General features: G+C 68.4%; 21 protein-coding genes. 8 read left to right on the top strand and 13 right to left on the bottom strand.

What is annotated here, in order from left to right; all coding sequences use genetic code 11:
• Positions 1–5: 5 nt before the first annotated feature.
• From nrfD to RM423_RS17400, 6 genes are read right to left on the bottom strand one after another with little or no spacing between them, the layout of a single operon-like run.
• Entirely contained in the window at positions 6–1,136 is a 1,131-nt protein-coding gene (gene nrfD / locus RM423_RS17425) for an NrfD/PsrC family molybdoenzyme membrane anchor subunit (RefSeq protein ID WP_311424319.1), read from the bottom strand.
• The gene (locus RM423_RS17420; RefSeq protein ID WP_311424318.1) at positions 1,133–2,044 is read right to left on the bottom strand and encodes a 4Fe-4S dicluster domain-containing protein; all 912 of its coding nucleotides are present in this window, start codon (positions 2,042–2,044) and stop codon (positions 1,133–1,135) included. The genes nrfD and RM423_RS17420 overlap by 4 nt, the downstream gene beginning before the upstream one ends.
• Complete coding sequence (gene fdh, locus RM423_RS17415; RefSeq protein WP_311424317.1) at positions 2,044–5,379, bottom strand: formate dehydrogenase; 3,336 nt, start codon at positions 5,377–5,379, stop codon at positions 2,044–2,046. Before fdh ends, RM423_RS17420 begins: the two co-directional genes overlap by 1 nt.
• Before the next feature lie 59 nt (positions 5,380–5,438).
• Entirely contained in the window at positions 5,439–6,425 is a 987-nt protein-coding gene (locus RM423_RS17410; protein WP_311424316.1) for a TIGR03557 family F420-dependent LLM class oxidoreductase, read from the bottom strand.
• A 49-nt stretch (positions 6,426–6,474) separates the two neighbouring features.
• Positions 6,475–7,566 (bottom strand): CAF17-like 4Fe-4S cluster assembly/insertion protein YgfZ, encoded by a 1,092-nt coding sequence (gene ygfZ / locus RM423_RS17405; protein WP_311424315.1) that lies wholly within the window; start codon positions 7,564–7,566, stop codon positions 6,475–6,477.
• Positions 7,559–7,927 carry a Fur family transcriptional regulator gene (locus tag RM423_RS17400; RefSeq protein ID WP_396327766.1) on the bottom strand — a complete coding sequence of 123 codons (369 nt, stop codon included), beginning with the start codon at positions 7,925–7,927 and terminating at the stop codon, positions 7,559–7,561. Before RM423_RS17400 ends, ygfZ begins: the two co-directional genes overlap by 8 nt.
• 161 nt (positions 7,928–8,088) lie before the next feature.
• Between RM423_RS17400 and RM423_RS17395 the strand changes: the two genes are divergently transcribed.
• Positions 8,089–8,973: an aminodeoxychorismate lyase gene (locus tag RM423_RS17395; protein WP_311424313.1), complete on the top strand. Its 885-nt coding sequence runs from the start codon at positions 8,089–8,091 to the stop codon at positions 8,971–8,973.
• A gap of 272 nt (positions 8,974–9,245) precedes the next feature.
• Here RM423_RS17395 and RM423_RS17390 read toward each other — a convergent pair whose 3' ends face one another.
• From RM423_RS17390 to RM423_RS17370, 6 genes are all read right to left on the bottom strand, one after another.
• On the bottom strand, positions 9,246–9,791 hold the full coding sequence (locus tag RM423_RS17390; RefSeq protein WP_311424312.1) for an FABP family protein: 546 nt from the start codon (positions 9,789–9,791) through the stop codon (positions 9,246–9,248).
• A gap of 191 nt (positions 9,792–9,982) precedes the next feature.
• Entirely contained in the window at positions 9,983–10,282 is a 300-nt protein-coding gene (locus RM423_RS17385) for a DUF1416 domain-containing protein (protein WP_311424311.1), read from the bottom strand.
• 6 nt (positions 10,283–10,288) lie between these two features.
• Positions 10,289–11,122, bottom strand: coding sequence for a sulfurtransferase (locus RM423_RS17380; protein ID WP_311424310.1), 834 nt, complete (start codon positions 11,120–11,122; stop codon positions 10,289–10,291).
• A 132-nt stretch (positions 11,123–11,254) separates the two neighbouring features.
• Complete coding sequence (locus RM423_RS25730; protein ID WP_396327768.1) at positions 11,255–11,329, bottom strand: putative leader peptide; 75 nt, start codon at positions 11,327–11,329, stop codon at positions 11,255–11,257.
• Positions 11,330–11,387: 58 nt separating this feature from the next.
• A complete protein-coding gene (locus RM423_RS17375) occupies positions 11,388–12,269 on the bottom strand; it encodes a hypothetical protein (protein ID WP_311424309.1) in 882 nt (293 codons plus the stop codon).
• Positions 12,266–12,805: an alpha/beta hydrolase family protein gene (locus RM423_RS17370; RefSeq protein WP_311424308.1), complete on the bottom strand. Its 540-nt coding sequence runs from the start codon at positions 12,803–12,805 to the stop codon at positions 12,266–12,268. The genes RM423_RS17375 and RM423_RS17370 overlap by 4 nt, the downstream gene beginning before the upstream one ends.
• Positions 12,806–13,106: 301 nt before the next feature.
• Between RM423_RS17370 and RM423_RS17365 the strand changes: the two genes are divergently transcribed.
• The 6 genes from RM423_RS17365 (at position 13,107) to pstB (ending at position 19,092) form a co-directional block, all read left to right on the top strand.
• Positions 13,107–13,895 (top strand): winged helix-turn-helix domain-containing protein, encoded by a 789-nt coding sequence (locus RM423_RS17365; protein WP_396327767.1) that lies wholly within the window; start codon positions 13,107–13,109, stop codon positions 13,893–13,895.
• The gene (mshD, locus tag RM423_RS17360; protein WP_311424306.1) at positions 13,892–14,782 is read left to right on the top strand and encodes a mycothiol synthase; all 891 of its coding nucleotides are present in this window, start codon (positions 13,892–13,894) and stop codon (positions 14,780–14,782) included. Before RM423_RS17365 ends, mshD begins: the two co-directional genes overlap by 4 nt.
• A 154-nt stretch (positions 14,783–14,936) precedes the next feature.
• The gene (pstS, locus tag RM423_RS17355) at positions 14,937–16,130 is read left to right on the top strand and encodes a phosphate ABC transporter substrate-binding protein PstS (RefSeq protein ID WP_311424305.1); all 1,194 of its coding nucleotides are present in this window, start codon (positions 14,937–14,939) and stop codon (positions 16,128–16,130) included.
• A 165-nt stretch (positions 16,131–16,295) separates the two neighbouring features.
• A complete protein-coding gene (gene pstC / locus RM423_RS17350; RefSeq protein WP_311424304.1) occupies positions 16,296–17,348 on the top strand; it encodes a phosphate ABC transporter permease subunit PstC in 1,053 nt (350 codons plus the stop codon).
• A complete protein-coding gene (gene pstA / locus RM423_RS17345; protein ID WP_311424303.1) occupies positions 17,345–18,280 on the top strand; it encodes a phosphate ABC transporter permease PstA in 936 nt (311 codons plus the stop codon). Before pstC ends, pstA begins: the two co-directional genes overlap by 4 nt.
• Positions 18,281–18,312: 32 nt before the next feature.
• Positions 18,313–19,092, top strand: coding sequence for a phosphate ABC transporter ATP-binding protein PstB (gene pstB, locus RM423_RS17340; RefSeq protein ID WP_311424302.1), 780 nt, complete (start codon positions 18,313–18,315; stop codon positions 19,090–19,092).
• On the opposite strand, the gene pabB is transcribed toward pstB, so the two are convergent.
• Positions 19,068–21,197 (bottom strand): aminodeoxychorismate synthase component I, encoded by a 2,130-nt coding sequence (pabB, locus tag RM423_RS17335; RefSeq protein ID WP_311424301.1) that lies wholly within the window; start codon positions 21,195–21,197, stop codon positions 19,068–19,070. The two genes, pstB and pabB, sit on opposite strands and share 25 nt — an antisense overlap.
• 107 nt (positions 21,198–21,304) lie before the next feature.
• Here pabB and RM423_RS17330 point away from each other — a divergent pair, with 107 nt between their 5' ends.
• Complete coding sequence (locus tag RM423_RS17330) at positions 21,305–22,039, top strand: aminotransferase class IV (RefSeq protein ID WP_311424300.1); 735 nt, start codon at positions 21,305–21,307, stop codon at positions 22,037–22,039.
• Positions 22,040–22,162 lie beyond the last annotated feature (123 nt).

Genomic DNA, 22,162 nt, shown 5'->3' with positions numbered 1-22,162 from the left:
CCGGCTTACGCGCCCGCCGCCTCGCCACGCTCGATCCGCTCGCGCTGTGGCACCACCGTGTACTTCGGGTCGCGGGCCGACGCCTGACCGGCGTGGAAGATGCCGAACCGGGTGCACGCCGAACCGGCCAGCAGCGCCGTTCCGGAGACTGCGGCGGCAAGCCGACTTCGGCCGGCGAGCAGTGATCCCGCGGCTCCGATCGCGGTCAGGGCCTTGCTGGCCCGCATCAGCATGCCCGGCTTGCCGGTGTGCAGCGGTTCGGCGGTGATGCCCATGCCGCCTTCCATGTGGTGCTCCACCGCGAGTTCGAGGACCGCACCGCCGAGCGCGAGCCGCCGGGCCGGTCCTGCCTCGGACGGCGGGGAGAGCAGCATGCCCAGGCCGCCGGACGCCGCGGCGGCCGAGCCGACGAACACGAACGGCAGGTGCTTGCGGGCAGCGTGCCAGGTAGGAGTCGCGGTGTCCGCGAGCAGCACGCCGGTGTATGAGGCGACCGCCGGGCCGACGAGGGCAGCGCCCAGACCGGCAGGCGACGCCGCTTTCACCAGTAGCCTCAAGGAAAATCGCAGCCGCTTGGGGGCGAGGTCGACGAACGGGGCGACCAGTTCAGCCGCCCCCGCGGCGCCGGCCAGCGGCCCGTACATGGTCAGGATCCAGGTGCCCACCGACATCGGGGACGTCGGCTTCGCCACCCGCAGCATGTTGACGAAGCGCGACGGCCGGCCCAGGTCGTGGACGAGCGCGGCAAAGCTGACGGTGATGGCCGAGAGTGCCCCGATGCGGCCCACCTTGCGCAGCACGGGACGGCCGGTGAGCTGTGCGCCTGCGCCCAGCAGGGAAGAGCCTCCGGCGAGGCCACCGAGGAACAGGTACGCGGGGATGTCGGCTTCCCACGGGGACGCCTTGACGACCGGCCGACCGTAGTACGAGGTGAAGGTCGCATCGGGCACCATCTGGTGCTCGTCGCGGCGGCGCCTGCCCCGACGCCCGCCGCGGCCGGCGCCGCGACGGCCGGTCCGCTCGCCGGACTCCACGGCAGCACCGGGCTGCAGCTTCTCGTCCAAGACCCCAGTGGTGGACTGCTCCGGCACGTCCGTGCGCTTCTCGGCCCGGAACTCCGCCTGCTGCTCGCTCATCCCCCGCCTCCGAGGAACGCGGCGGCGGCGCCGGCCAGCAGCCCGAGGGCGGCCAACGCGGCCTTCTTCCACATGTCTGGAAGGTCGCGGGTGGTCACCACCGGGTCCGGCGGCAATCCGTACACCTCCGGCTCGTCGAGCAGCAGGAACATCGCGCCGGAGCCGCCCACGCCGTCGTCCGGGCTCTCGCCGTAGAGCCGGGCGGTGCTTACGCCCTGGTCTTGCAGGGTGGCCAACCGGGCAGCGGCGCGCTCGCGCAGCTCGTCCACATCGCCGAACTGGATGGACTCGGTCGGACAGGCTTTCGCGCAGGCGGGGGTCTCACCGACACCGATCCGGTCGTAGCAGAGCGTGCACTTCTGCGCGATGCCGACGTTCTTGGTGTTCTTGTCACCGGCGCGGCGATCGATGACGCCGAACGGACACGCCGGCACGCAGTAGCCGCAGCCGTTGCAGATGTCGTCCTGCACGACGACCGTGCCGAACTCGGTCCGGAACAGCGACCCGGTGGGGCACACGTCCAGGCACGCGGCGTGGGTGCAGTGCTTGCACACGTCGGAGGACATCAGCCAGCGGAAGTCCGTGAGGGTGCTGGCGTCCATGGTGTCGCCGGGACGCTGAGTCGTCGGCATGCCGAGGCTGACCGTGTTGGCGGCGGGCTTCGCCGGCTGCTCGATGAACGCCACATGGCGCCACGTCGAGGCACTCAGCGCGCCGGTGTTGTCATAGGACGAGCCGAGCAGGTTGAGGCCGTCCTCGGGAACGTCGTTCCATTCCTTGCAGGCAACCTCACACGCCTTGCAGCCGATGCAGACCGACGTGTCGGTAAAAAATCCTTTACGTGGTGGGGGATCCTCCCAACCGGCGTCGGTGGCGGGATTATGCAGTGGACCGGACAGCCTGGACATCAGACCTCCTGGGTTTCGGTTGCGACAGGCGTCGATTCGGGTGTGCGCTGTTTGTTTCCGGTCTCCACGGTTATTCCTGCCCTTCGACGATAGCCCTCGACGAACGACAGCAGGCCCGGTCCGGTGGGACGCCTGCCCACCCGGATGTCGCAGGACGCCACTTTGCTCTCCTGGATATGCACGTTCGGATCGAGCGTGACGCCGAAGAGGTCATTGGCGGAGTCACCGGACACCAGGGCTGAACTGCCCACGCCCCAGTGATACGGCAGGCCGATCTGGTGGAACTCCCGGCCGTCGATCCGCAGCGGAACCACCCGCTCGGTGACCAGGACGCGGGCCTCGATGGCCGTCCGGGCCGTAACGATGGTGGCCCAGCCGAGATGCGTCAGGCCGCGTTCGCGGGCGAGCGCGGGTGACACCTCGCAGAAGAACTCCGGCTGCAGCTCGGACAGGTACGGAAGCCATCGGCTCATCCCACCGGCCGTGTGGTGCTCGGTCAGCCGGTAGGTGGTGAACAGGTACGGGAACACGTCGGCGTGCGGCTCGGGCGGCGACGGGTTCTGCAGATTGTCCAGCCGCGGGTACACCTGTCGGACGGGGCTGGCCTGCTGGTTGTACATCGGGTTGCGGATCGGCGACTCGGCCGGCTCGTAGTGCGTCGGCAGCGGCCCGTCGAGCAGCCCCTCAGGTGCGTACAGCCAGGCCTTTCCGTCGGCCTGCATGATGAACGGGTCATCGCCGGCCAGACCCTTCGCGCCGGGAGTACCGGCTTCGGGCCGATACGAGGGAGCCTTGTCCGCGACGAAGTCCGCGACGTCGTGACCGGTCCACTTCTGCTGGTCCTCGTCCCACCAGACGTAGGCCTTGCGCTCGCTCCATGGCTTGCCCTCGGGATCGGCGGCAGCGCGGTTGTAGAGCGTCCGCCGGTTGGCGGGCCACGCCCAGCCCCATTCCAGCGCCGTCCACTCCTGCTCCTGGCCGGGCTTGCGCCGGGCCGCCTGGTTCACGCCGTCGGCGTACACCCCGGTGTAGATCCAGCAGCCGCCGGCGGTCGAGCCGTCCGCCTTCATCTCGGTGTAGCTGGTGAGCGGCTGGCCGGCCTTCTCACCGGTCAGGTGCTGGCCGTTGATCTCTCGCAGCACCGCTTCGGCCGAGGGCTCACCGAGCTCGTTGACGGGGTAGTCCCAGGTCAGGTCGAGCAGTGGACGGTCCCGCTGCTCGGTCGAGCCGGCCAGCCGCTCCCGGATCTTGCGGCCGAGGTGGAAGAAGAAGTTCAGCTCGCTGCGGCAGTCACCCGGTGGCTCGACCGCCTTGTGATGCCACTGCAGCAGCCGCTGGGTCTGGGTGAACGTCCCGTCCTTCTCGGCGTGCGAGGCAGCCGGGAAGAAGAAGACCTCGGTGTCGATGTCCTCGGTACGCAGCTCACCGGTCTCGATCTCGGGGCTGTCCTTCCAGAACGTGGCCGACTCGATCATGTTCAGGTCGCGCACGACCAGCCATTTGAGATGTGCCATGCCCAAGCGCTGCATCTTGCCGTGCGCCGAGCCGACCGCCGGATTCTGGCCGAGCAGGAAGTAGCCCTCGACCTTGTCCTCCAGCATGTCCATGACTGTCTGGTACGTGCCATGGTCGCCGGTGAGCCTGGGCAGGTAGTCGAAGGCAAAGTCGTTGTCGGCCGTGGCCGCCTCGCCCCAGTAGGACTTGAGCAGGCTGACGATGTAGGACTCGGCCTCGGACCAGAAGCCCTTCTGCTCGGGGCTGCGGATGGTGTCGACGTAGCCGGACAGGGTGTCGTGCTCACCGACCTTCGGCATCGGCAGGTAGCCGGGCAGCAGGTTGAACAGCGTCGGGATGTCGGTGGAGCCCTGGATGCTGGCGTGCCCGCGCAGCGCCATGATCCCGCCGCCGGGCCGGCCGATGTTGCCCAGCAGCAACTGGATGATCGCCGAGCCCCGGATGTACTGCACGCCCACGGTGTGGTGGGTCCAGCCGACCGAGTACACCCAGGCCGTGGTGCGCTCGCGGCCACTGTTCTCGGTGACCGCCTCGCACACGGCGAGGAAGTCCGCGGGGTCGACGCCGCACACCTGCTGGACCATCTCGGGGGTGTAGCGGGCGTAGTGCCGCTTGAGCACCTGGAATACGCACAGCGGGTCCTGCAGGGTGTCGTCGCGGCGTACCCGGGAGTGGGCCAGCTTCACCCCGTGGCCACCGAGCTCGTGGCCCGCGCCCCGCTCGCCCTGGGACTCGTGGCTTTCGCCACCGTCACTGCCGTCGTCCGAGCGCGGCGTGCGGTCACCGGGTGCCGGAATGTCCTCGACACCCTCGTACGCCCACGTCTCGCTGTTGTACGTGGCGGTCTTCGGGTCATAGCCCGAGAACACCCCGTCGAGGTCGTCCACGTCTGCGAAGTCTTCGCGCAGGATAGTGGAGGCGTTCGTGTAGGCGACCACGTACTCGCGGAAGAACTTCTCGTTCGCCAGGATGTAGTTGATGATGCCGCCCAGGAAGGCGATATCACTGCCCGCGCGCAGCGGCACATGCTGATCGGCCACCGCGGACGTCCGGGTGAACCGCGGGTCGATGTGGATGACCTTCGCGCCCCGCTTCTTCGCCTCCATCACCCACTGGAAACCGACCGGGTGGCACTCGGCCATGTTGGACCCCTGAATGACGATGCAGTCAGAGTTGGCCAGGTCCTGCAGGAACGACGTCGCGCCGCCGCGTCCGAACGATGCCCCCAAACTGGGGACGGTGGCACTGTGTCAAATACGGGCCTGGTTCTCGATCTGGATCGCGCCCATGGCGGTGAACAGCTTCTTGATCAGGTAGTTCTCTTCGTTGTCGAGCGTGGCCCCGCCGAGCGAGGCGATCCCGAGCGTGCGGCGCAGCGGCCGGCCCTGATCGTCGGCGTCCTGCCACGTCCGCGCCCGGGTGTCCACGATGCGGTCGGCAATCATGTCCGTGGCGGTCTCGAGGTCGAGCGGCTCCCACTCGGTTCCGCCGGGCCTGCGGTAGAGCATCGCGGTCTGCCGGCCGGGAGAGTTCACCAGCTGCTCGCTGGCCGAGCCCTTGGGGCACAACCGGCCCCGGCTGATCGGCGAGTTGGGGTCGCCCTCGATCTGGATGACCTTCTCGTCCTTGACGTAGATCCGCTGACCGCAGCCGACGGCACAGTACGGGCACACGCTCTCGACGACCCGGTCGGCGGTCTCGGTACGAGCGGTCCAGTCCGCGGTCCGCTGGGACTGCACGGCCTTGCCGCGACCGAGCCCGTCGCCGTCGATGGCCTGACGAAGCACCGGCCAGGACAGCAGGGTCTTACGTACGCTCATGAGCTGCTCACCTTCCGCATTCGAGTCACCCTACTACCGCTGCCTGTTGGTAGGGGGTGTCATGCGGACGCGGCCTGGCGCAGCTTCTCCAGCAGCGGTTCGGCGATCTCGTCCAGGAACCGCTGCTGGTTCTCATTACCCACCTGGACCAGCGCGATGTCGGTGAAGCCCGCGTCCAGGAAGGGCTGGAAGGACTCGACGAGCTCATCCAGATCGGGACCGCAGGCGATGGACCCGGCGACGTCCTCTTCCCGGACGAACTGGCTGGCGGCATCGAAGCTCACCGGGAGCGGCAGGTCGGCGTTGACGTGCCAGCCGCCGCCGAACCACCGGAACAGCTCGTGGGCGCGGGTGATGGCTGCCTGCTTGTCGGGCCCCCAGCAGATCGGGATCTGCCCGATCTTGCGGCTGCTCTCGGCACCCTGCTCGCGGCGGGCGGCATCCCAGCTCCGCAGCAGGTCCGGTACCGGATCGGTCGTGATCAGATGGTCCGAGAGCGGGGCGAACTGCTCGATGCCGCGTTCGCCCGAGATGGCGGTCGCGATGGGCACCTCGACGTCGGGCACGTCCCAGACCTTGGCCGAATCCACCCGGAAGTACTGGCCTTCCAGCGTGGTCTGCTCACCGGTCAGCAGCGCTCGGATGATCTCGATGGCCTCGACCAGCATGTCCTGGCGGACGGCGGCCGCGGGCCAGCCCTCGCCGACCACGTGCTCGTTGAGGTTCTCGCCCGCGCCGAGGCCGAGGATGAACCGGTTGTCGGACAGGATGCCCAGTGTCGCGGCCTTCTGCGCCACCACGGCGGGGTGGTAGCGGATGGTCGGGCAGGTCACGTACGTCATGAGCTCCACCCGGTCGGTGGCGTGCGCGACCGCGCCCAGCACCGACCAGGCGTACGGCGCGTGTCCCATGGACTGCAGCCACGGGAAGTAGTGGTCGCTGGACACCTCGAAGTCGAAGCCGGCCCGCTCGGCGCCGACCGCGTAGCGGACGAGGTCCTTGGGTCCACTCTGCTCGGTCATCAGGGTGTATCCGAAACGAGTCATGCATCGTGATCGTCATCGCGGGTAACGCCCGTGCCGTTACCGCCCAACCTCAGGCGCTGGTCTGCGCCGGTCCCGCGTGGCCGGCAAACCCGGTCGGAAGCTCCGCGACGGCATCGTCCGGATCGAGCGCCGCCGAGTGCCCTGCCACGGTCAACACGTCCGAGGCCGACAGTCCGCGCTTGACGATGGCCAGCGCGATCGGCCCGAATTCGTAGTGCTGCACCGCGGTACCGACGAAGCCCACGGCGCGACCGTCCCGCTCGACGGGGCTGCCCGGCGTCGGCAACTGCTCCGAGTCGCCGGACAGGTGCAGCAGCACCAACCGGCGAGGCGGCTTGCCCAGGTTCTGCACCCGCGCCACCGTCTCCTGGCCCCGGTAACAGCCCTTGTCCAGGTGCACCGCGGAGCCGATCCAGCCGGCCTCGTGGGCAAGGGTGCGGTGGTCGGTGTCGAGGCCGAGACGCGGCCGGCGCCGTTCCACCCGCAGCGCCTCGGACGCCCAGGTTCCGGTCGGCTCGGCTCCGGCATCGCGCAACCGACCCGCGATGCCGGCGAGCTCAGCCCGCGGAATGACAAGATCGAACGCGCCGTTGCCGGACGTGCCAGTGCCACCGCGCCGTACGAAGCCACCGCTTGCCGAGGCCAACGCGCCCTGATCCGGAACCGGCAGGCCGGCGTCGGCGAGCACCGCTGCCGCGCTCGGGCCGAGCAGTGCCAGCACCGCGAAGTCCGCGGTCACCTTTGCTGGTTCCACCCTTTTGAGAAAGCGCATCTTGAGCAGGTAGCCGAGCACCTCGTCCGCAGCGGCAGGCTCGGTGTCGATCCACACCTGGCCACCGAGTTCGGTGACCTGCCAGTGCTGCTCGACGTGCCCGTTGGGCGAGAGCACCAGCGCCTCGGTCGAGTCCCCGTCGGCGAGAGCCGACAGGTGCTGGGAGCAGATGGCGTGCAGCCATTCCAGCCGGTCCGGGCCCGGGACGACCAGCACATCGCGGTGAGAGAGGTCCACCAGCCCCGCGGCCTCGGCGGCCCGCCGCTGCTCGCGTAACGGGTCGCCGTAGTGCCAGGCGACGCCGGCGTCGACGCCGTCGGCCGCCACGGCACCTGGCCAGTCCAGCAGCAGTGATCGGTAATCAGCCATGGAGCCCTCCAGCCGCACAGTCGGCGCAGGTGCCGAAAACCGTGAAGTGTGAACGATCGAGATGGAAGCCGCGCTCGTCGAGCAGTCGGGCGGCAAGATCATCGGCCAGCCCGGCCGGCGCGTCGACGACGGCGGAGCAGTGGTGACAGACCACGTGGATGTGATCGTCGTCGGCGAGCCGGTACGACGGCGCGCCGTGACCGAGGTGAGTGTGCGCCAGCATGCCGATCTGCTCGAGGACTTCGAGCGTCCGGTACACCGTCGTCAGGTCGACGTCCGGGGTCGCCTCCGCGACCTGGTCCGGGGTCGCGTGCACGAGCTGGGTCACGGCATCCATAACGCGCTGGCGCTGCGGTGTCATCCGCATTCCGCGTTCTCGCAACCTGGCAGCCAACAAATCCGGCTGATGCGGCCTACCCGGCGGACCGGACTCGGAGGAACTCATGATGGCCCATGGTAGATCTGGCACTCAGCCGATCGGCGCCTACCGGCACTCAGCCGATCGGCGCCTACGCTGCCGGGGTGACGAAGCGGCCTACCGATACGACGTTGCCAGTGCTGGGTGTTCTCGGAGCGGGGCTGGTTCCGGCTGATGATCCGGTGCTCGCCGCCGACGATCTCGGCCTGACCCGCGGCGACGGTTGTTTCGAGGCCACCCGCGTGGTCACTTCAGAGAGCGGCTCGCACGAGGTCGACCACCTGGACGCCCACCTCGACCGACTCGCCGTCTCGTGCGCCCTGCTGGCCCTGCCCGAACCCGATCGCGAGCGGTGGCTGGAGCTCGTCGGCCAGGTTCTCACCGAGTGGCACCGTCCGGGCGAGGCGATGCTGAAGTTGATGCTCACGCGCGGCCGCGAGTCGAGCCCCGGCGGGCCGATCACCGGCATTGCCAGCGTGACGGCGACGTCGGAGAAGGTGCTGCGGCAGCGACAGCGGGGCATCGGCGTCGCCACCCTGGCGCGTGGCACCGCGTCTAACACCTACACCGACGCGCCGTGGCTGCTCGGTGGCGTCAAGACGCTCTCGTACGCGGTGAACGTGGCGGCACTGCGGACTGCGACCGAGCGCGGCGCCGACGACGTGCTCTTCACCAGCACGGACGGCTTCGTGCTGGAAGCGCCGACCGCGTCCGTCGTGTGGCTGACCGGCTCCACGCTGCACACAACACCCCACGGTGGAACAGGGATTCTCGCCTCCATCACGCAGCAGGCGCTCTTTACCGAGGCCGAGGGTGACGGCTTCACCACCGACTACGCCCTCGGTACGGTGACCGACCTGCACGCTGCCGACGGCGTCTGGCTGGTGTCCAGCGGCCGCGGTGTCGCCCGGATACACACCCTGGACGGGAGCCCGCTGCGCGATTGCGCCGAGGCGACGGAGCGGTTGAGCAAGCTCGCGGGTTTCTGATTCGACGCCGTGAATCTTCTGATTCGACACCTCGAATAAAGACTGGCAGCTCTGCTCGAGACGTCATATCCTCAACGGCGTAAGGAAAGGAGGTGGTCCGTAACTTGATGCACACTCGGACTCCCAAGGAGGTCGCCGGTTAATTCCGGCGTCCCACCGAACCCCCGAGCCGCCGCGCTGTCCGAACGGCAGCAGGTTCACCCTGAACCGGCTCGGGGGTTTCATACTGTCCGGACCGGCCGCACCCGGGTCCCGGCCGAGATCAGGCGTGGTCAGTCGCGCTGGAGCTGCCCGTTCACCAGCGGCTGGTAGCTGCCACCCTCGACCGCCACTTCCTGGACGTAGGCCAGGGTGTCCCCGGCGATCGCGTACAGCCGCCGCTCCCCCGCGATCTGCTCCGCCGAGGGCGTGAACCCGACCGCGGTGGTCACCAGTTCCCAGCGGAGGTCGCCAGCCAGGCCGGTGAAGATCTCGATGACCCCGTCGGCCGTGGTGAGCACGAGTTCGAGCTCGTCCTCGGCTTCGCCCATCCTCAGGAAGCCGTGTTCGCGCACCCCCTGCCGGAGCACAGACCCGGCCTGGTCGAGCACCCAGCTGTGTAAGTCATAGGAGAGAAAAGGTCGCCCGTCATGGGCGAAAGTCACCCGCTGCGCGAAGGTGAACTGCTCTCCGGACGCCGGGTCCACGCCGGTGCCGTGCCCGCTCCACGAGCCCACGAGCGGCAGGACAGCGAGCAGCGCCTCGTCGATCTCGGGACCGAGGCGCAGGTCGCTGGTGTCATCCAGGGCAGGGACCTGCGGGGTCACAGGGTCGGCCACCGCGGCTTACTGCTGGCCGGCGAACAGCTTGGTGATGACGAGCACGGCCATACCGCCGATCGCGAGGAACGCCACTATCAGCAGGCCGACATAGAACTGTTCCATGTCGATCAGGATAGTCGCTGCGGCGCTCCCCGCGACCAGCCGCGGCAGAGTGTGGCGCTCAGCTCAGGACGAGCTGCGCTTCGCGCCTAGTTCAGGACGAGCTGAGCTTCGACCAACCCAGGCTCGAGGGCGTGGACCTGCTTGCGCACCGAGCCGCTGTTGTGCAGCACGGACAGCGTCCACTCGCCGGGAGCGGCGAAGAACCGGTAGTCCCCGGTGGCCGACGTGACGACCTCCGCGGTGAACTCGCCGGTGGAGTCGAGCAGCCGGACGTAGGCGGAGGGAACCGGGGCGTCGTCCTTGACCACGGTTCCGTAGATGACGGTCTCTTTGGTGATGTCCACGTGGGCTGGCAGCGTGGGCGTCTGCGCTGGGGCTCCGCACATGATGGCTCAGGCTCCCTTCTCGATCGGCACGCCGACGAGCGAACCGTATTCGGTCCACGAGCCGTCGTAGTTCTTCACGTTCTGGTGGCCGAGCAGCTGGTGCAGCACGAACCAGGTGTGGCTGGAGCGCTCGCCGATCCGGCAGTAGGCGATCGTCTCCTTGCTGGCGTCCAGGCCGGCGTCGGCGTAGAGCTGGGCCAGCTGGTCGTCGCTCTTGAAGGTGCCGTCCTCGTTGGCCGCCTTGGACCACGGGACGTTCACCGCGGTCGGGATGTGTCCACCGCGCTGGGACTGCTCCTGCGGCAGGTGCGCGGGTGCCAGCAGCTTGCCGGAGAACTCGTCGGGCGAGCGGACGTCCACCAGGTTCTTGTTGCCGATGGCGGCGATCGTCTCGTCCCGGAAGGCGCGGATGGACAGGTCCTGGTCCGCGGCCTGGTACTCGGTGGCCGGCCGGCTCACCTCGTCCTTGGACAGCTCACGTCCGTCGAGCTCCCACTTCTTGCGGCCGCCGTCGAGCAGCTTGACGTCGTCGTGGCCGTACAGCTTGAAGTACCAGTAGGCGTATGCGGCGAACCAGTTGTTGTTGCCGCCGTAGAGGACCACGGTGTCGTCGTTGCCGATGCCCTTGGCCGACAGCAGCTTCTCGAAGTCCTCTTTGTTGACCGCGTCGCGCAGGACCTGGTCCTGCAGCTCCGTCTTCCAGTCGAGCTTCACCGCACCAGCGATGTGGCCGCCGTCGTAGGCGGTGGTGTCCTCGTCGACCTCCACGATCACGATGCCGGGGGTGTTGAGATTCTCTTCGACCCAGTCGGCCGGGACGAGCGCTTCGGAGCGGCTCATGGTTGTTTTCTCCTCGATTGGTGGGCGAGCTATAGAAACTTCGCGGACCCCCGTGGCACGGCTCGGCAAGGGCGAGAGGGCTACGTGCGGGGGTGGGGCAGTCGGCGGCAGGGGCCTGAACGAGCTACCCGATCAGAAGAGGGGACACAGCGCGCTGCCGACGCGGCACAGATCGACCGCGCGGCGAGAGGTGAGCAGCTGTCCCATAATCTCATCAGGGTAGCGATCGGGAGCCCTTCGGCCAAGCTGGGGGTCGGCCGTCCGATCAGCTCGAGAGCGCGTTGACCAGGACGTAGGCCGCCGGCACGCTCAAGGCGACGGTCATCAGGGTCGCGGCCACGGGTCGCAGGCGCGCGCCCCGGGGCAGCGCTCCACCCGGTTCCGCCGAGGTCGGGGCGTCCAGGGTCGAGTGGGTGCCGCTGAAGGTGGCGCCGATGGACAGCAGGCAGGCCACCGCCGCGACCGCCGCTCCGACGAAACCACCACGGCCACCGGTGAAGTCGATGATCCGGCGCAGCGCCAGCAGGCCGATTCCGCCACCGACGACGATGCCGACGACCACCGCCGGAAGCCCGCGGTCCACCGCCGGATCGAAGCGGGGGGCAGACCACCCGGCGTCGGTGACGTGGCTGGCCGCCATTCCGGCCGCGATAGCCGCGACGACGGCCGGAACCAGAACGTTCCCGTCACCCTGCCTGCGCAGCACCATCAGGCCCGTCAGCGCCACCACGGCGAGCAGCAGCACGGTGATGTCGGCCAGCGACTCGACCACCCGGGCACGGACCACGCCACGGATCAGCTGGTGGACGAACATCAGCGGGATCGCGACCCCGAGCACACCGAGCACCGGTGAGTAGCCGCTGTCGTGCCAGTGCGTCGTCGCCGCGTCCACCGCGGCGGCAGCCAGACCGCCGATCGCCAGCGCCCCCGTCCGGCCGGGCAGTCCCGTCCCGAGCACCCAGCTCACCACGAGCAGCGCCTGCACCACGGCGGTCGCCACCAGCAGGCCGATGTCGCCGAGGTAGGAGCCACCCGCGAGCACACCACCGGCCAGCAGGCTCAGCACGGCGAGCTGGAGGTGGGGGGCCGAACCTGTCCCCGACCGGTCGGATTGCATCGCGGTGCTGGCCGAGCTGTCCACGGTCACCGGGCCATGCTCTCAGACACGCTCACCGCGTGCCGTGCCCAGTCATCGATCCGGTCGAGTAGTTCCATGCTTGTCGCATTCTCGGCGTGCCCCATGCCGGCTTCGAGCCAGAGCTGCGCTCCCGGCGTCGCCGCGGCGATCATCCGGCCGTGCTCCACACCGAAGTACGGGTCGCGGTCGCCGTGCACCACGAGAGTCGGAACGCGGATGGACGCGGCGACCTCGACGGGCGAGACCGGCAGCGGGTCCCAGCCGCCGCCGATGCGCGTCTTGAAGACCCGGTGCAGCACAAACCTGCCGATCCGGGTCTCGACCCCGTAGTGCAGCCTGCGCATCGGCTTGGTGCCGCGCTCGTACCAGCGGCCGGGGCCGCTGACCGCGATCACCACGTCGGCCGCCGTCCCGGCCGGTGCCAGTCCGGCATGCCGGATGACCACCGACGCGCCCATCGAGAAGCCGAGCGTGATCACCGGCACACCCGGGCGTCGGTGGCGCAGCCATTCGAGGCCCGCGGTGATGTCCTGGACCTCGTCCACTCCCACCGTCGAGGTGCCGCCGGACCGCCCGTGCCCCGGAAAGTAAGGGCAAGGACGGCCGCGCCGCGAGCGTGCAGCCGCTCCGCCACGCTGCGGAAGTGCTCATTGGAGCTGGAGCCGGTAAAACCATGACCGAGCAGGTACGACGGACCGTCGGAAACACCGACGTAATAGGCCACCGATAGAACAATGTCGTCACCTGTTCGAAGCAGCACAGGTTCCGGGCCCCATATGTCCATATTCTCTCCTCGACCATTCGACGGCCCTGTGATCACCGCTTGATTCGGGCTATCTGGGAGGCATCATGGAAATCTTCCTCCTCACCACGGCAGCGCAGCCGACCACCGAGGTTCTTCCCGCGCTGGGGCTGCTCGGACACGACGTCATCGTGTCGGAGTTCGACGTCAGCCCACTGCTGACCACCAAGGCCGACGCCGTGCTGATCGACGCCCGCTTCAACCTGGCCGGTGCCCGCGCCTTCACCAAGGTCCTGGCCACCGCGGAGGTCAGCCTGCCGGTGCTCGTGGTCCTGAAAGAGGGCGGCCTCGTCGCACTGTCGGCGGACTGGTCCGTGGACGACGTGCTGCTCGACACCGCTGGTCCGGCTGAGGTCGACGCCCGGCTGCGGCTCGCGTTGGCTCGCCGCAGCGCCGTGGTCCAGGGCGAGCCTGGCGTGGTCAAGGTCGGCGAGCTCACGATCGAAGAGGCCACGTACACGGCCCGGCTGAAGAGCAGCGTGCTCGACCTGACGTACAAGGAGTTCGAGCTGCTGAAGTTCCTCGCTCAGCACCCCGGCCGGGTGTTCACCCGCTCGCACCTGCTTCAAGAGGTGTGGGGTTATGACTACTTCGGCGGCACCCGCACGGTGGACGTCCACGTGCGCCGGTTGCGCGCCAAGCTGGGCGTGGAGCACGAGGCGCTCATCGGCACCGTGCGCAACGTCGGCTACAAGTTCGTCAAGCCTGCCGAGCCGGGCCTGCGTGCCCGCGGTGGCGATCCGCTGGCCGAGGGCGGCGACCTTGCGGAGGCGGGCGATGATCCGGCGATGCGGCGAGCGAGCGCGGAGGACGCGGCTAACGTTCAGGTGTGACCCCTGACCTCCGCTCGGTAACGACCCTCACCGAGGACCAGGCCGACCAGGTCCGCCGGCTGGTATCCCAGTCCGCTGGTGCTCAGGACAACCCGCCGATCAGCGAGGGCGGCCTGCTGCGCCTGCACGCCGGGGCGCCGGTCCGGCACCTGCTCGCCACATCCGAGGGGTCGGAGTTGCTGGGTTACGCCCAACTGGCTCCGGACGCCGAGGCGACGGCCGCTGAACTCGTCGCCGTCGACGACGCGGTCGCACTCGAGCTGCTGGGCGCCCTCGAGAAGCTCGACGCCGAGGACCCGCACGGTGAGCTGCGGCTGTGGGCGCACGGGGAGTCCAGCGTCGCGCGACGGGCAGCCCAGCAGGCCGGCCTGCTGGTGACTCGCGAGTTGCTGCAGCTGCGCCGCTCATTGCCGGACCTGGAGCTCGGCGACGTCCCGCGTCCGGCCGGCGTGAACATCCGCCCGTTCGTCCCCGGGCGCGACGACCAGGCCTGGCTGGCGCTGAACGCCCTTGCCTTCGCGTCCCATCCTGAGCAGGGCGGCTGGACGCAGCGGGACCTCGACGAGCGGCTGCAGGAGCCGTGGTTCGACCCGGGCGGCTTCCTGCTCGCCGAACGCGACGGCGAGCTCGTCGGCTACCACTGGACGAAGGTGCACGACGAGACCCCCGAGCCGATGGGCGAGGTCTACGTCCTGGGCATCCATCCTGCCGCGCAGGGCATGCACCTCGGCAGGGTGCTGTTGACGGCCGGCTTGCGGCACCTGCGAGGGCTGGGACTCGGCACGGTGCTGCTCTATGTGGACGAGACGAACACCGGCGCCGTCGCGCTGTACCGCACGCTCGGCTTCGCGGAATTCTCGCGCGACGTCCAGTACGTCCGGCCCTGACCGAGCCCGGTGCGGGCGTTCACTTCCCGTTCACCGAGGACTTCCCAGCAGGCCACTTCCGCTCCCTACCGTCGGCGTCATCAGCCACTTCGGCTGGTCCCGCGCTGCGCAGGCACTCATGCCCGCAGCCCGACGTACTAGAGAGGGATTACAGGTGTTGATCACCCGTGCAGGCGTCGTCGCCGGACTTGCGGCAGGCGCCATCGCGTTGACTGCCTGCGGTTCTGACAAGGGCGTGACGAGCAGCAACACCACCGGCGCCGCCGCGACCTCCGCCAGCAGCGCCTCCACCGCCAGCAGCGCGTCCACCACCAGCAGCGCCTCCACCACCAGCGCGGCCTCGTCCCCGGCGCCGGCCGCCGCCGCGTGCGGCACCGGCTCGCTGAAGGCAGAAGGCTCCACCGCACAGAAGAACGCCATGGACCAGTGGGTCAAGGACTTCCAGAGCCAGTGCAGCGGGACGACGGTGACCTACAACGGCACTGGCTCGGGCGCCGGCGTTTCGAACTTTCTCGCCAAGCAGGACAACTTCGCCGGCTCCGATTCGGCGCTGGATCCCAAGAAGGGCGAGGTCGCCAAGGCAGCCGCAGCCTGTGGCTCGCCTGCTCTCGATCTGCCGATGGTCACCGGCCCGATCGCGGTCGCGTACAAGCTCAAGGGCGTGACCGACCTCACCCTGACTCCCACCCTGATCACCCAGATCTTCCTGGGCAAGATCACCAGCTGGGATGACCCAGCCATTAAGGCCGCCAACTCCGGCGTGAAGCTGCCGTCGCAGAAGATCACGGTCTTCTACCGCAGCGACTCATCGGGTACCACGCAGAACTTCGAGCGCTACCTCGCTGCCAACGACGCCAAGGACTTCACCGCGACCCCGGACAAGGACTCGTCCAAGGCGGGCTTCGCCGGCCAGGGCAAGACCGGCTCACAGGGCGTCCAGCAGGCCATCAGCACCACCGAGGGCGCCATCGGCTACGACGAGTGGTCCTACGCGGTGAGCGGGAACCTCGACACCGCCAAGGTCGACAACGGCGGCGGCGCGGTCGAGTTGACCGCCGACTCGGCCGGAGCGGCGGTCGCCGCCGCAAAGGTCGCCAGCAATGGCGGCAAGGACCTGACGCTGAAGCTCGACTACGCCACCAAGGCACCGGGCGCGTACCCGATCATCCTGGTCACCTACGAGATCGTGTGCTCGAAGTACTCCGATCCCAAGATCGGCTCGCTGGTGAAGTCGTTCCTGACCTACACCGCCGGACAGGGTCAGAGTGCGCTGAAGGAGTTGGGCTACGCACCGCTGCCCGCCAGCATCCAGAGCCAGGTCACGGCCGCGGTCGCCACGATCAGCTGACCTGGTGAGTCGAACGAACCAGCAGGGCTAGCCGAGAAGATCGACGTGCAGCTAGATTTCCATTCACCGACGAGGACCCCGCTGGGCGCCCGGCCGAAGGCCGCGTACCGCCCGGCGGGGTTACTCGTGAGACGGAGCAAGAAGACGATGCCAGAGCGAGAGATCATGACAGATCACACTCCACGGCTCATCGACGAACCGGTGGTCGGCTCCGCCCAGCCGGCGGCCGTCGGCACCCTGGCTGACATTCCGCCGGTCCCGGGCGCCGGCCTGCCGTCGGCCGGTGGGGAGAAGGCCCGAGTCCGGCTGGGCGACCGGCTGTTCAGCACGCTCGCCTCCGGCGCCGGCCTGTTCATCGTCGTCCTGATCGGCCTGGTCGCCGCCTTCCTGGTAATCCGCGCGATCCCGGCAATCACCTCCGACAAGGTCAACTTCCTCACCTCGCGCGACTGGGACGTCGACGGACCGGTGCTGCGCTTCGGCGTGCTGCCGCTGCTCTGGGTGACCGTGCTGATCTCGCTGCTGGCGATGGTTCTGGCGGTTCCGGTTGCCATCGGGATCGCCCTGTTCATCTCCCAGTACGCGCAGCGCCGGGTGGCCCGGCCGGTCGCGTACGTCATCGACCTGCTGGCGGCGATCCCCTCGATCATCTACGGCATCTGGGGCATCGCCGTGCTGGCGCCGAAGATCCAGCCGGTGGCCGACTTCTTCACCGGCCACCTCGGCTGGTTCCCGCTGTTCAAGGACTACAACGTCCGGGGCGGGACGATCTTCACCGGCGGTGTGGTGCTCGCGGTGATGATCCTGCCCATCATCACCGCGGTGTGCCGGGACGTCTTCGAACGGACGCCGCGCGCGAACATCGAGGCGGCCTGGGCGCTCGGGTCCACCCGCTGGGAGATGATTCGGCTCGCGGTGCTGCCCTACGGTCGTCCGGGGGTCGTGAGCGGTGCCATGCTGGGCCTCGGCCGGGCGCTCGGCGAGACCATCGCGATCTCGCTGATCCTGTCGAAGGTAGCCAACACCGGCCCGTTCTCGTTCAGCCTCTTCAACGGCGGTGAGACGTTCGCGTCCAAGATCGCCAACAACTCCTCGGAGTTCAACAGCCCCCAGCAGACCGGCGCGTACATCGTCGCGGGCCTGGTGCTGTTCGTCCTGACCTTCGCCGTCAACGCCGCGGCGCGCGCGGTCGTCAACCGCCGCAGGGAGTTCTCATGACCGCCGCCAGCACCAGTAACACCCTGGCCGGGCTGTCGGCCAACCGTGGCCGCAAGTTCAAGGACCGGTTCGCCACCACGCTGGTGTACGGCTCGTTCCTCGTCGCGCTGGTGCCGCTCATCTGGCTGCTGTGGACGGTCCTCAGCCGCGGCCTGCACGCGATCACCCGCGACGGCTGGTTCACCCGCAGCCAGCGCGGCACGACCTACCGGACACCGGGCGGCGGCGCCCTGCACGCCATCATCGGCACCGTGGAACAGGTCGCCCTGTGCACGCTGATCTCGGTGCCGATCGCGCTGCTCGTCGCGATCTACCTGGTGGAATACGGCCGGGGACCACTGGCCCGCGCGACGACCTTCATGGTGGACATCCTCACCGGCATCCCGTCCATCGTGGCCGCGCTGTTCATCTACGCCGTGGTCATCACCACCTTCCATGGGCAGCAGGCCGGCTGGCTGGTGTCGCTCGCCTTGGTAATGCTGATGATTCCGGTGATCGTGCGAACCACCGAAGAGATGCTGAGGCTGGTGCCCAACGAGTTGCGGGAGGCCTCGTACGCGCTGGGTGTGCCGAAGTGGCGCACCATCGCCAGCATCGTCATCCCCACCGCGATGAGCGGCATCGTCACCGGCGTGGTGCTCGGGGTGGCTCGGGTGGCCGGTGAGACGGCACCGCTGCTGATCCTGGTCGGTTACTCCCCCAACCGGAACCGCAACCTGCTGAGTGGGCCGCAGGCGTCACTGCCCGGCTTGATCCGCGACCAGTTCGGCAATCTCGGCAACACCACCATCCTGCTGCCCAACGGCCACCGGGCCACCGTGCACTTCGCGGCGGACCGGATGTGGGGCGCGGCCCTGACCCTGATCATCCTGGTAATGGCACTGAACCTGCTGGCCCGGTTCATCGCCCGGCGCAGCAAGGTCAGCCAGTAACGTCTCGTTCATCAGTCAAGCAAAGGACACTCATGGCAAAGCGGATCGACGCGAAGAACCTCAACATCTATTACGGCAAGTTCCTCGCTGTCGCCGACGTCAACTTCACCATCGCGCCCCGGTCGGTGACGGCCTTCATCGGGCCGTCCGGCTGTGGCAAGTCCACGGTGCTGCGCACCATCAACCGGATGCACGAGGTGATCGCCGGCGCCCGCGTGCAGGGTGACGTGCTGCTCGACGGCGAGAACATCTACGGCCCCTCGATCGACCCGGTGGACGTGCGACGGACCATCGGCATGGTGTTCCAGCGGCCGAACCCGTTTCCGACCATGTCCATCTATGACAACGTGGTGGCCGGGCTCAAGCTGCAATCAGGTCGCATGAAGAAGGCAGATCTCGACATCACGGTCGAGAAGTCACTGCGCGGAGCCAACCTCTGGGAAGAGGTGAAGGACCGCCTCGACAAGCCCGGCGCGGGGCTCTCCGGTGGCCAGCAGCAGCGCCTGTGCATCGCCCGCGCGATCGCCGTGGAGCCACAGGTGCTGCTGATGGACGAGCCGTGCTCAGCACTCGACCCGATCTCGACGCTGGCGATCGAGGACCTCATCCAGTCGCTGAAAGAGAAGTACACGATCGTCATCGTCACCCACAACATGCAGCAGGCCGCGCGGGTGAGTGAGCGCACCGCGTTCTTCAACCTCGCCGGCGTCGGTAAGCCCGGCCAGCTGGTCGAGATCGACGACACCCAGAAGATCTTCTCCAACCCGACCGAGCGCCGCACCGAGGACTACATCTCCGGACGGTTCGGTTGAGCCGTCACTGCCCGGTTCAAGGGGTCAGCGGCTTCGGGTTCAGTCGGCAGGGCTGCGAGGGTGGCCGCCGCCTTGAGCCGCATCTCGTCGTACTCCTCGTCGGGGTCAGAGGCGAGCACGATCGCACCGCCCGCTCCGATCCGCCACTGACCCCCGGCCGAAACCGCCGTCCGGATCACCACATTGAGGTCGACGGCCCCGCGTAGTCCGAGGTAACCGAGGGCACCGGAGTACACCCCCCGAGGACCGTTCTCCAGGTCGTCGATGATGGCCATGGTGCGCAGCTTGGGGGCGCCGGTCATCGACCCGGGAGGAAAGCACGCGGTCACACAGTCGATGGGGTCCATGTCGGGGCGCAGCCGCCCGGACACGGTCGACACCAACTGGTGGACGGTGGCGTAGCTTTCCACGGCCATCAGGCGGGGCACCCGCACACTGCCCACCTCGCACACCCGGCCGAGGTCGTTGCGCAGCAGATCCACGATCATCAGGTTCTCGGCCCGCGCCTTCGGATCCGACGCGAGCTGTTCGCTCAGTGAGGCGTCCTCTTCGGCGGTGCCGCCGCGGCGCATCGTCCCCTTGATCGGCTTTGCCTCGACAGTGCCGTGCTCATCGATGCTGAGAAAACGCTCCGGTGACGCACAGGCGATGGTGACGTTCCCGAAGGCGAGGAAGGCGGCGTACGGCGCGGGGTTGGCCGAGCGCAGCCGCAGGTAGTAGTCCAGCTCCGGCCCGGTGACCGGCGCCCTGGCCGTCGTGGTCAGGCAGATCTCGTAGCTCTCACCGGCACGAAGCAGCTCCTGGCAGGTGCGCACGTCGGCGAGGTAACCAGCCCGGCTACGGTCGAAGACGCCCGGCTCCGGCTCGGAATTCGCCGTGTCAGGCAGGTAGTTCAACGGATTGCCGGTTTGCTCAGTGAGGCTGGTGAGCCGGTCGGCGGCGGCGCGAATCCAGCATTGGGCGTCCGCTTCGTCGCCCTTCATCCCCTCCCGGCCGATCTCGCTGAGCGCAAGCACGTACGTCCGGTCCCGCTCGTGATCGACGGCGATCATCCGGTCGGCGAACAGCCAGCACGCGTCGGCGATATCGCTGTCGTGAGCCGCCGCTGCCCCACAGTCGGCCTTGAGTTCGTAGCCGAAGTATCCGACGTACCCGCATCCGAATCCGAAGGGCAGCGGTGGGCCGTCGACGCCACGCCGGAGCAATTCCTCGCGCAGATACTCGAACACCGAACCAGCGACCCGAGAGTTACCTTTCTCAGAAGCCTCAATCTCGACTGCCCGGTCAGGGAGGCGGTACCGAACGAACTCCGCCAGCGGTCCGCTGCCGTCACCCAGAAAGGAGAACCGGCCAGGTGCAGCGCTGTCCAGCCAGAACGGTCGCGGGTTGTCCGCGAAGAGCGCGGCGAACGCGGACTGCGTGTCGACGGCCCCGGGCATCGATCGCACGTGCAGCTGGTACCGCGGCGGGAGTTGGGGTCGCGCCCGCAGTGGTGACGTAACGGTGGCCACCTGAGGGCCCGAGGGCCTCGCGTACTCGCGCGCGAGGTTCAGGAAGTTGGCCGCCAGCTCAGCACCGAACTGGGTCTCGATGGACTCGGGATGAAACTGCACACCCCATGCGGGTTTCATTCGATGCCGTAGGCCCATCACCACACCGTCCTCGGACCAGGCGATGGCCTGCACGCTGGCAGGCAGTGGTTCGACAACGGACAGCGAGTGGTACCTGGTGGCCAGAAACCGCTGCGGCAGGCCTTGGAAGATATCGACGTCGAGGTGACTGATGGCACTCAACTGCCCGTGCCTCGGTTGGGGTGCCCGCGTGATGAGCGATCCGCCATCCACCGCGATCCCCTGGTGGCCCAGGCACACACCGAGCAGCGGGATCGTGGCATCGGCGATGATGCCGGCCGACAGGCCGAAGTCCGCGGCGTTGGTAGGCGTGCCCGGTCCTGGGGAGATGACCACGCAGTCGAAGTCGGCGAGATCGGGGGCCGGGTCGGCGTCGTTGCGCAGCACGACCGGGTCCTCACCGCCCACCTCGGCGAAGAGCTGGAAGAGGTTATAGGTGTACGAGTCGTAGTTGTCGACGATCAGTACCCGCATCCGGTCCCCCTTCCGTTGATTGTCAGCCGGCCCGTAATTGTCAGCCCGTCGGCGGCGGACGCTGTGGCGACACCGTAGCGGTTGGGTGCTGCTGCACAATCCTCCTCGTGCCGAATCCCGTTCCCCCGCTGCTCGTCGCGGACTCGTTCTTGCTCGTCGACGGGCGCGTCCGGCGGCTGGACCTGCACCGGCAGCGGTTCCTCGCCTCATGCCAGGAACTGCTGTCCCGTCCGGCATCGAGAGCGGATGCCGGGGTCTTCTGGGACGTGGCCATGAGGTCACTTCCCCGGCACGGCGAGTGGTTTCCGCGCATCGAAGCTGTCCCGGACGGCGACGAGGTCGAGTTCCGGCTCGCGCTGCGTCCGGCACCGGAGCGGTCGGCCAGCGTGCAGGCGGCCCTGGCCGCGGCCCCGGACCCACGCGTCCTGCCGCTGCGCAAAGGCCCCGACTTGAACCGGCTCGCGGCGTTTCGCACCCGGTGGGCACGCGCGCCGGGGGCCGAAGTGCTGTTGCGGACCGCGGACGGCACCCTGCTGGAGGGCACGACTGCCAACCTCTTCTGGTGGCGCGATGAGGTGCTGTGCATGCCTGCGCCCGAGCTGCCGGTGCTGCCCGGCGTGACGGCGGCGGTACTCCTTCAGCGGGCCGGCGAGCTCGGCATTCCGGTCCGGCACTGCCGGGTGAGCATTGACGAACTCGACGGGCGGGAGGCGTGGCTGGTCAACGCCCTGCACGGCATCCGTCCGGTGACGCGCTGGCTCGGCACTGCTACGGCGGCGGGATCGGCCGTCCACGCACCGGCCTGGCAGACGTGGCTGGAAGCGCAGCAGGAATCGCTCTAGTGTAGCGTGAACGATGATCTTTGACCGCTGGTTGCTTTGGTGAGGATTTCGTCGGCGGTCTTGGTCCAGGTGAACGGCTGGCAGCGTTCGTTCCAGGCGTCGATGTAAGTCTCGATTGCGGCG

The organism is Jatrophihabitans lederbergiae (genome assembly GCF_031845305.1).
GTDB classification, from domain to species: Bacteria; Actinomycetota; Actinomycetes; order Mycobacteriales; family Jatrophihabitantaceae; genus Jatrophihabitans_A; species Jatrophihabitans_A lederbergiae.
This window is presented reverse-complemented; position numbering and strand designations above follow the sequence as displayed.

Coding starts and splice junctions, on each gene's coding strand:
- pstA (WP_311424303.1), top strand. CDS start 17,345: ATGACCGCCGCCAGCACCAGTAACACCCTGGCCGGGCTGTCGGCCAAC.
- RM423_RS17400 (WP_396327766.1), bottom strand. CDS start 7,927: ATGACACCGCAGCGCCAGCGCGTTATGGATGCCGTGACCCAGCTCGTG.
- RM423_RS17380 (WP_311424310.1), bottom strand. CDS start 11,122: ATGAGCCGCTCCGAAGCGCTCGTCCCGGCCGACTGGGTCGAAGAGAAT.
- pabB (WP_311424301.1), bottom strand. CDS start 21,197: ATGCGGGTACTGATCGTCGACAACTACGACTCGTACACCTATAACCTC.
- ygfZ (WP_311424315.1), bottom strand. CDS start 7,566: ATGGCTGATTACCGATCACTGCTGCTGGACTGGCCAGGTGCCGTGGCG.
- RM423_RS17385 (WP_311424311.1), bottom strand. CDS start 10,282: ATGTGCGGAGCCCCAGCGCAGACGCCCACGCTGCCAGCCCACGTGGAC.
- RM423_RS17410 (WP_311424316.1), bottom strand. CDS start 6,425: ATGACTCGTTTCGGATACACCCTGATGACCGAGCAGAGTGGACCCAAG.
- RM423_RS17420 (WP_311424318.1), bottom strand. CDS start 2,044: ATGTCCAGGCTGTCCGGTCCACTGCATAATCCCGCCACCGACGCCGGT.
- nrfD (WP_311424319.1), bottom strand. CDS start 1,136: ATGAGCGAGCAGCAGGCGGAGTTCCGGGCCGAGAAGCGCACGGACGTG.
- pstC (WP_311424304.1), top strand. CDS start 16,296: ATGACAGATCACACTCCACGGCTCATCGACGAACCGGTGGTCGGCTCC.
- pstB (WP_311424302.1), top strand. CDS start 18,313: ATGGCAAAGCGGATCGACGCGAAGAACCTCAACATCTATTACGGCAAG.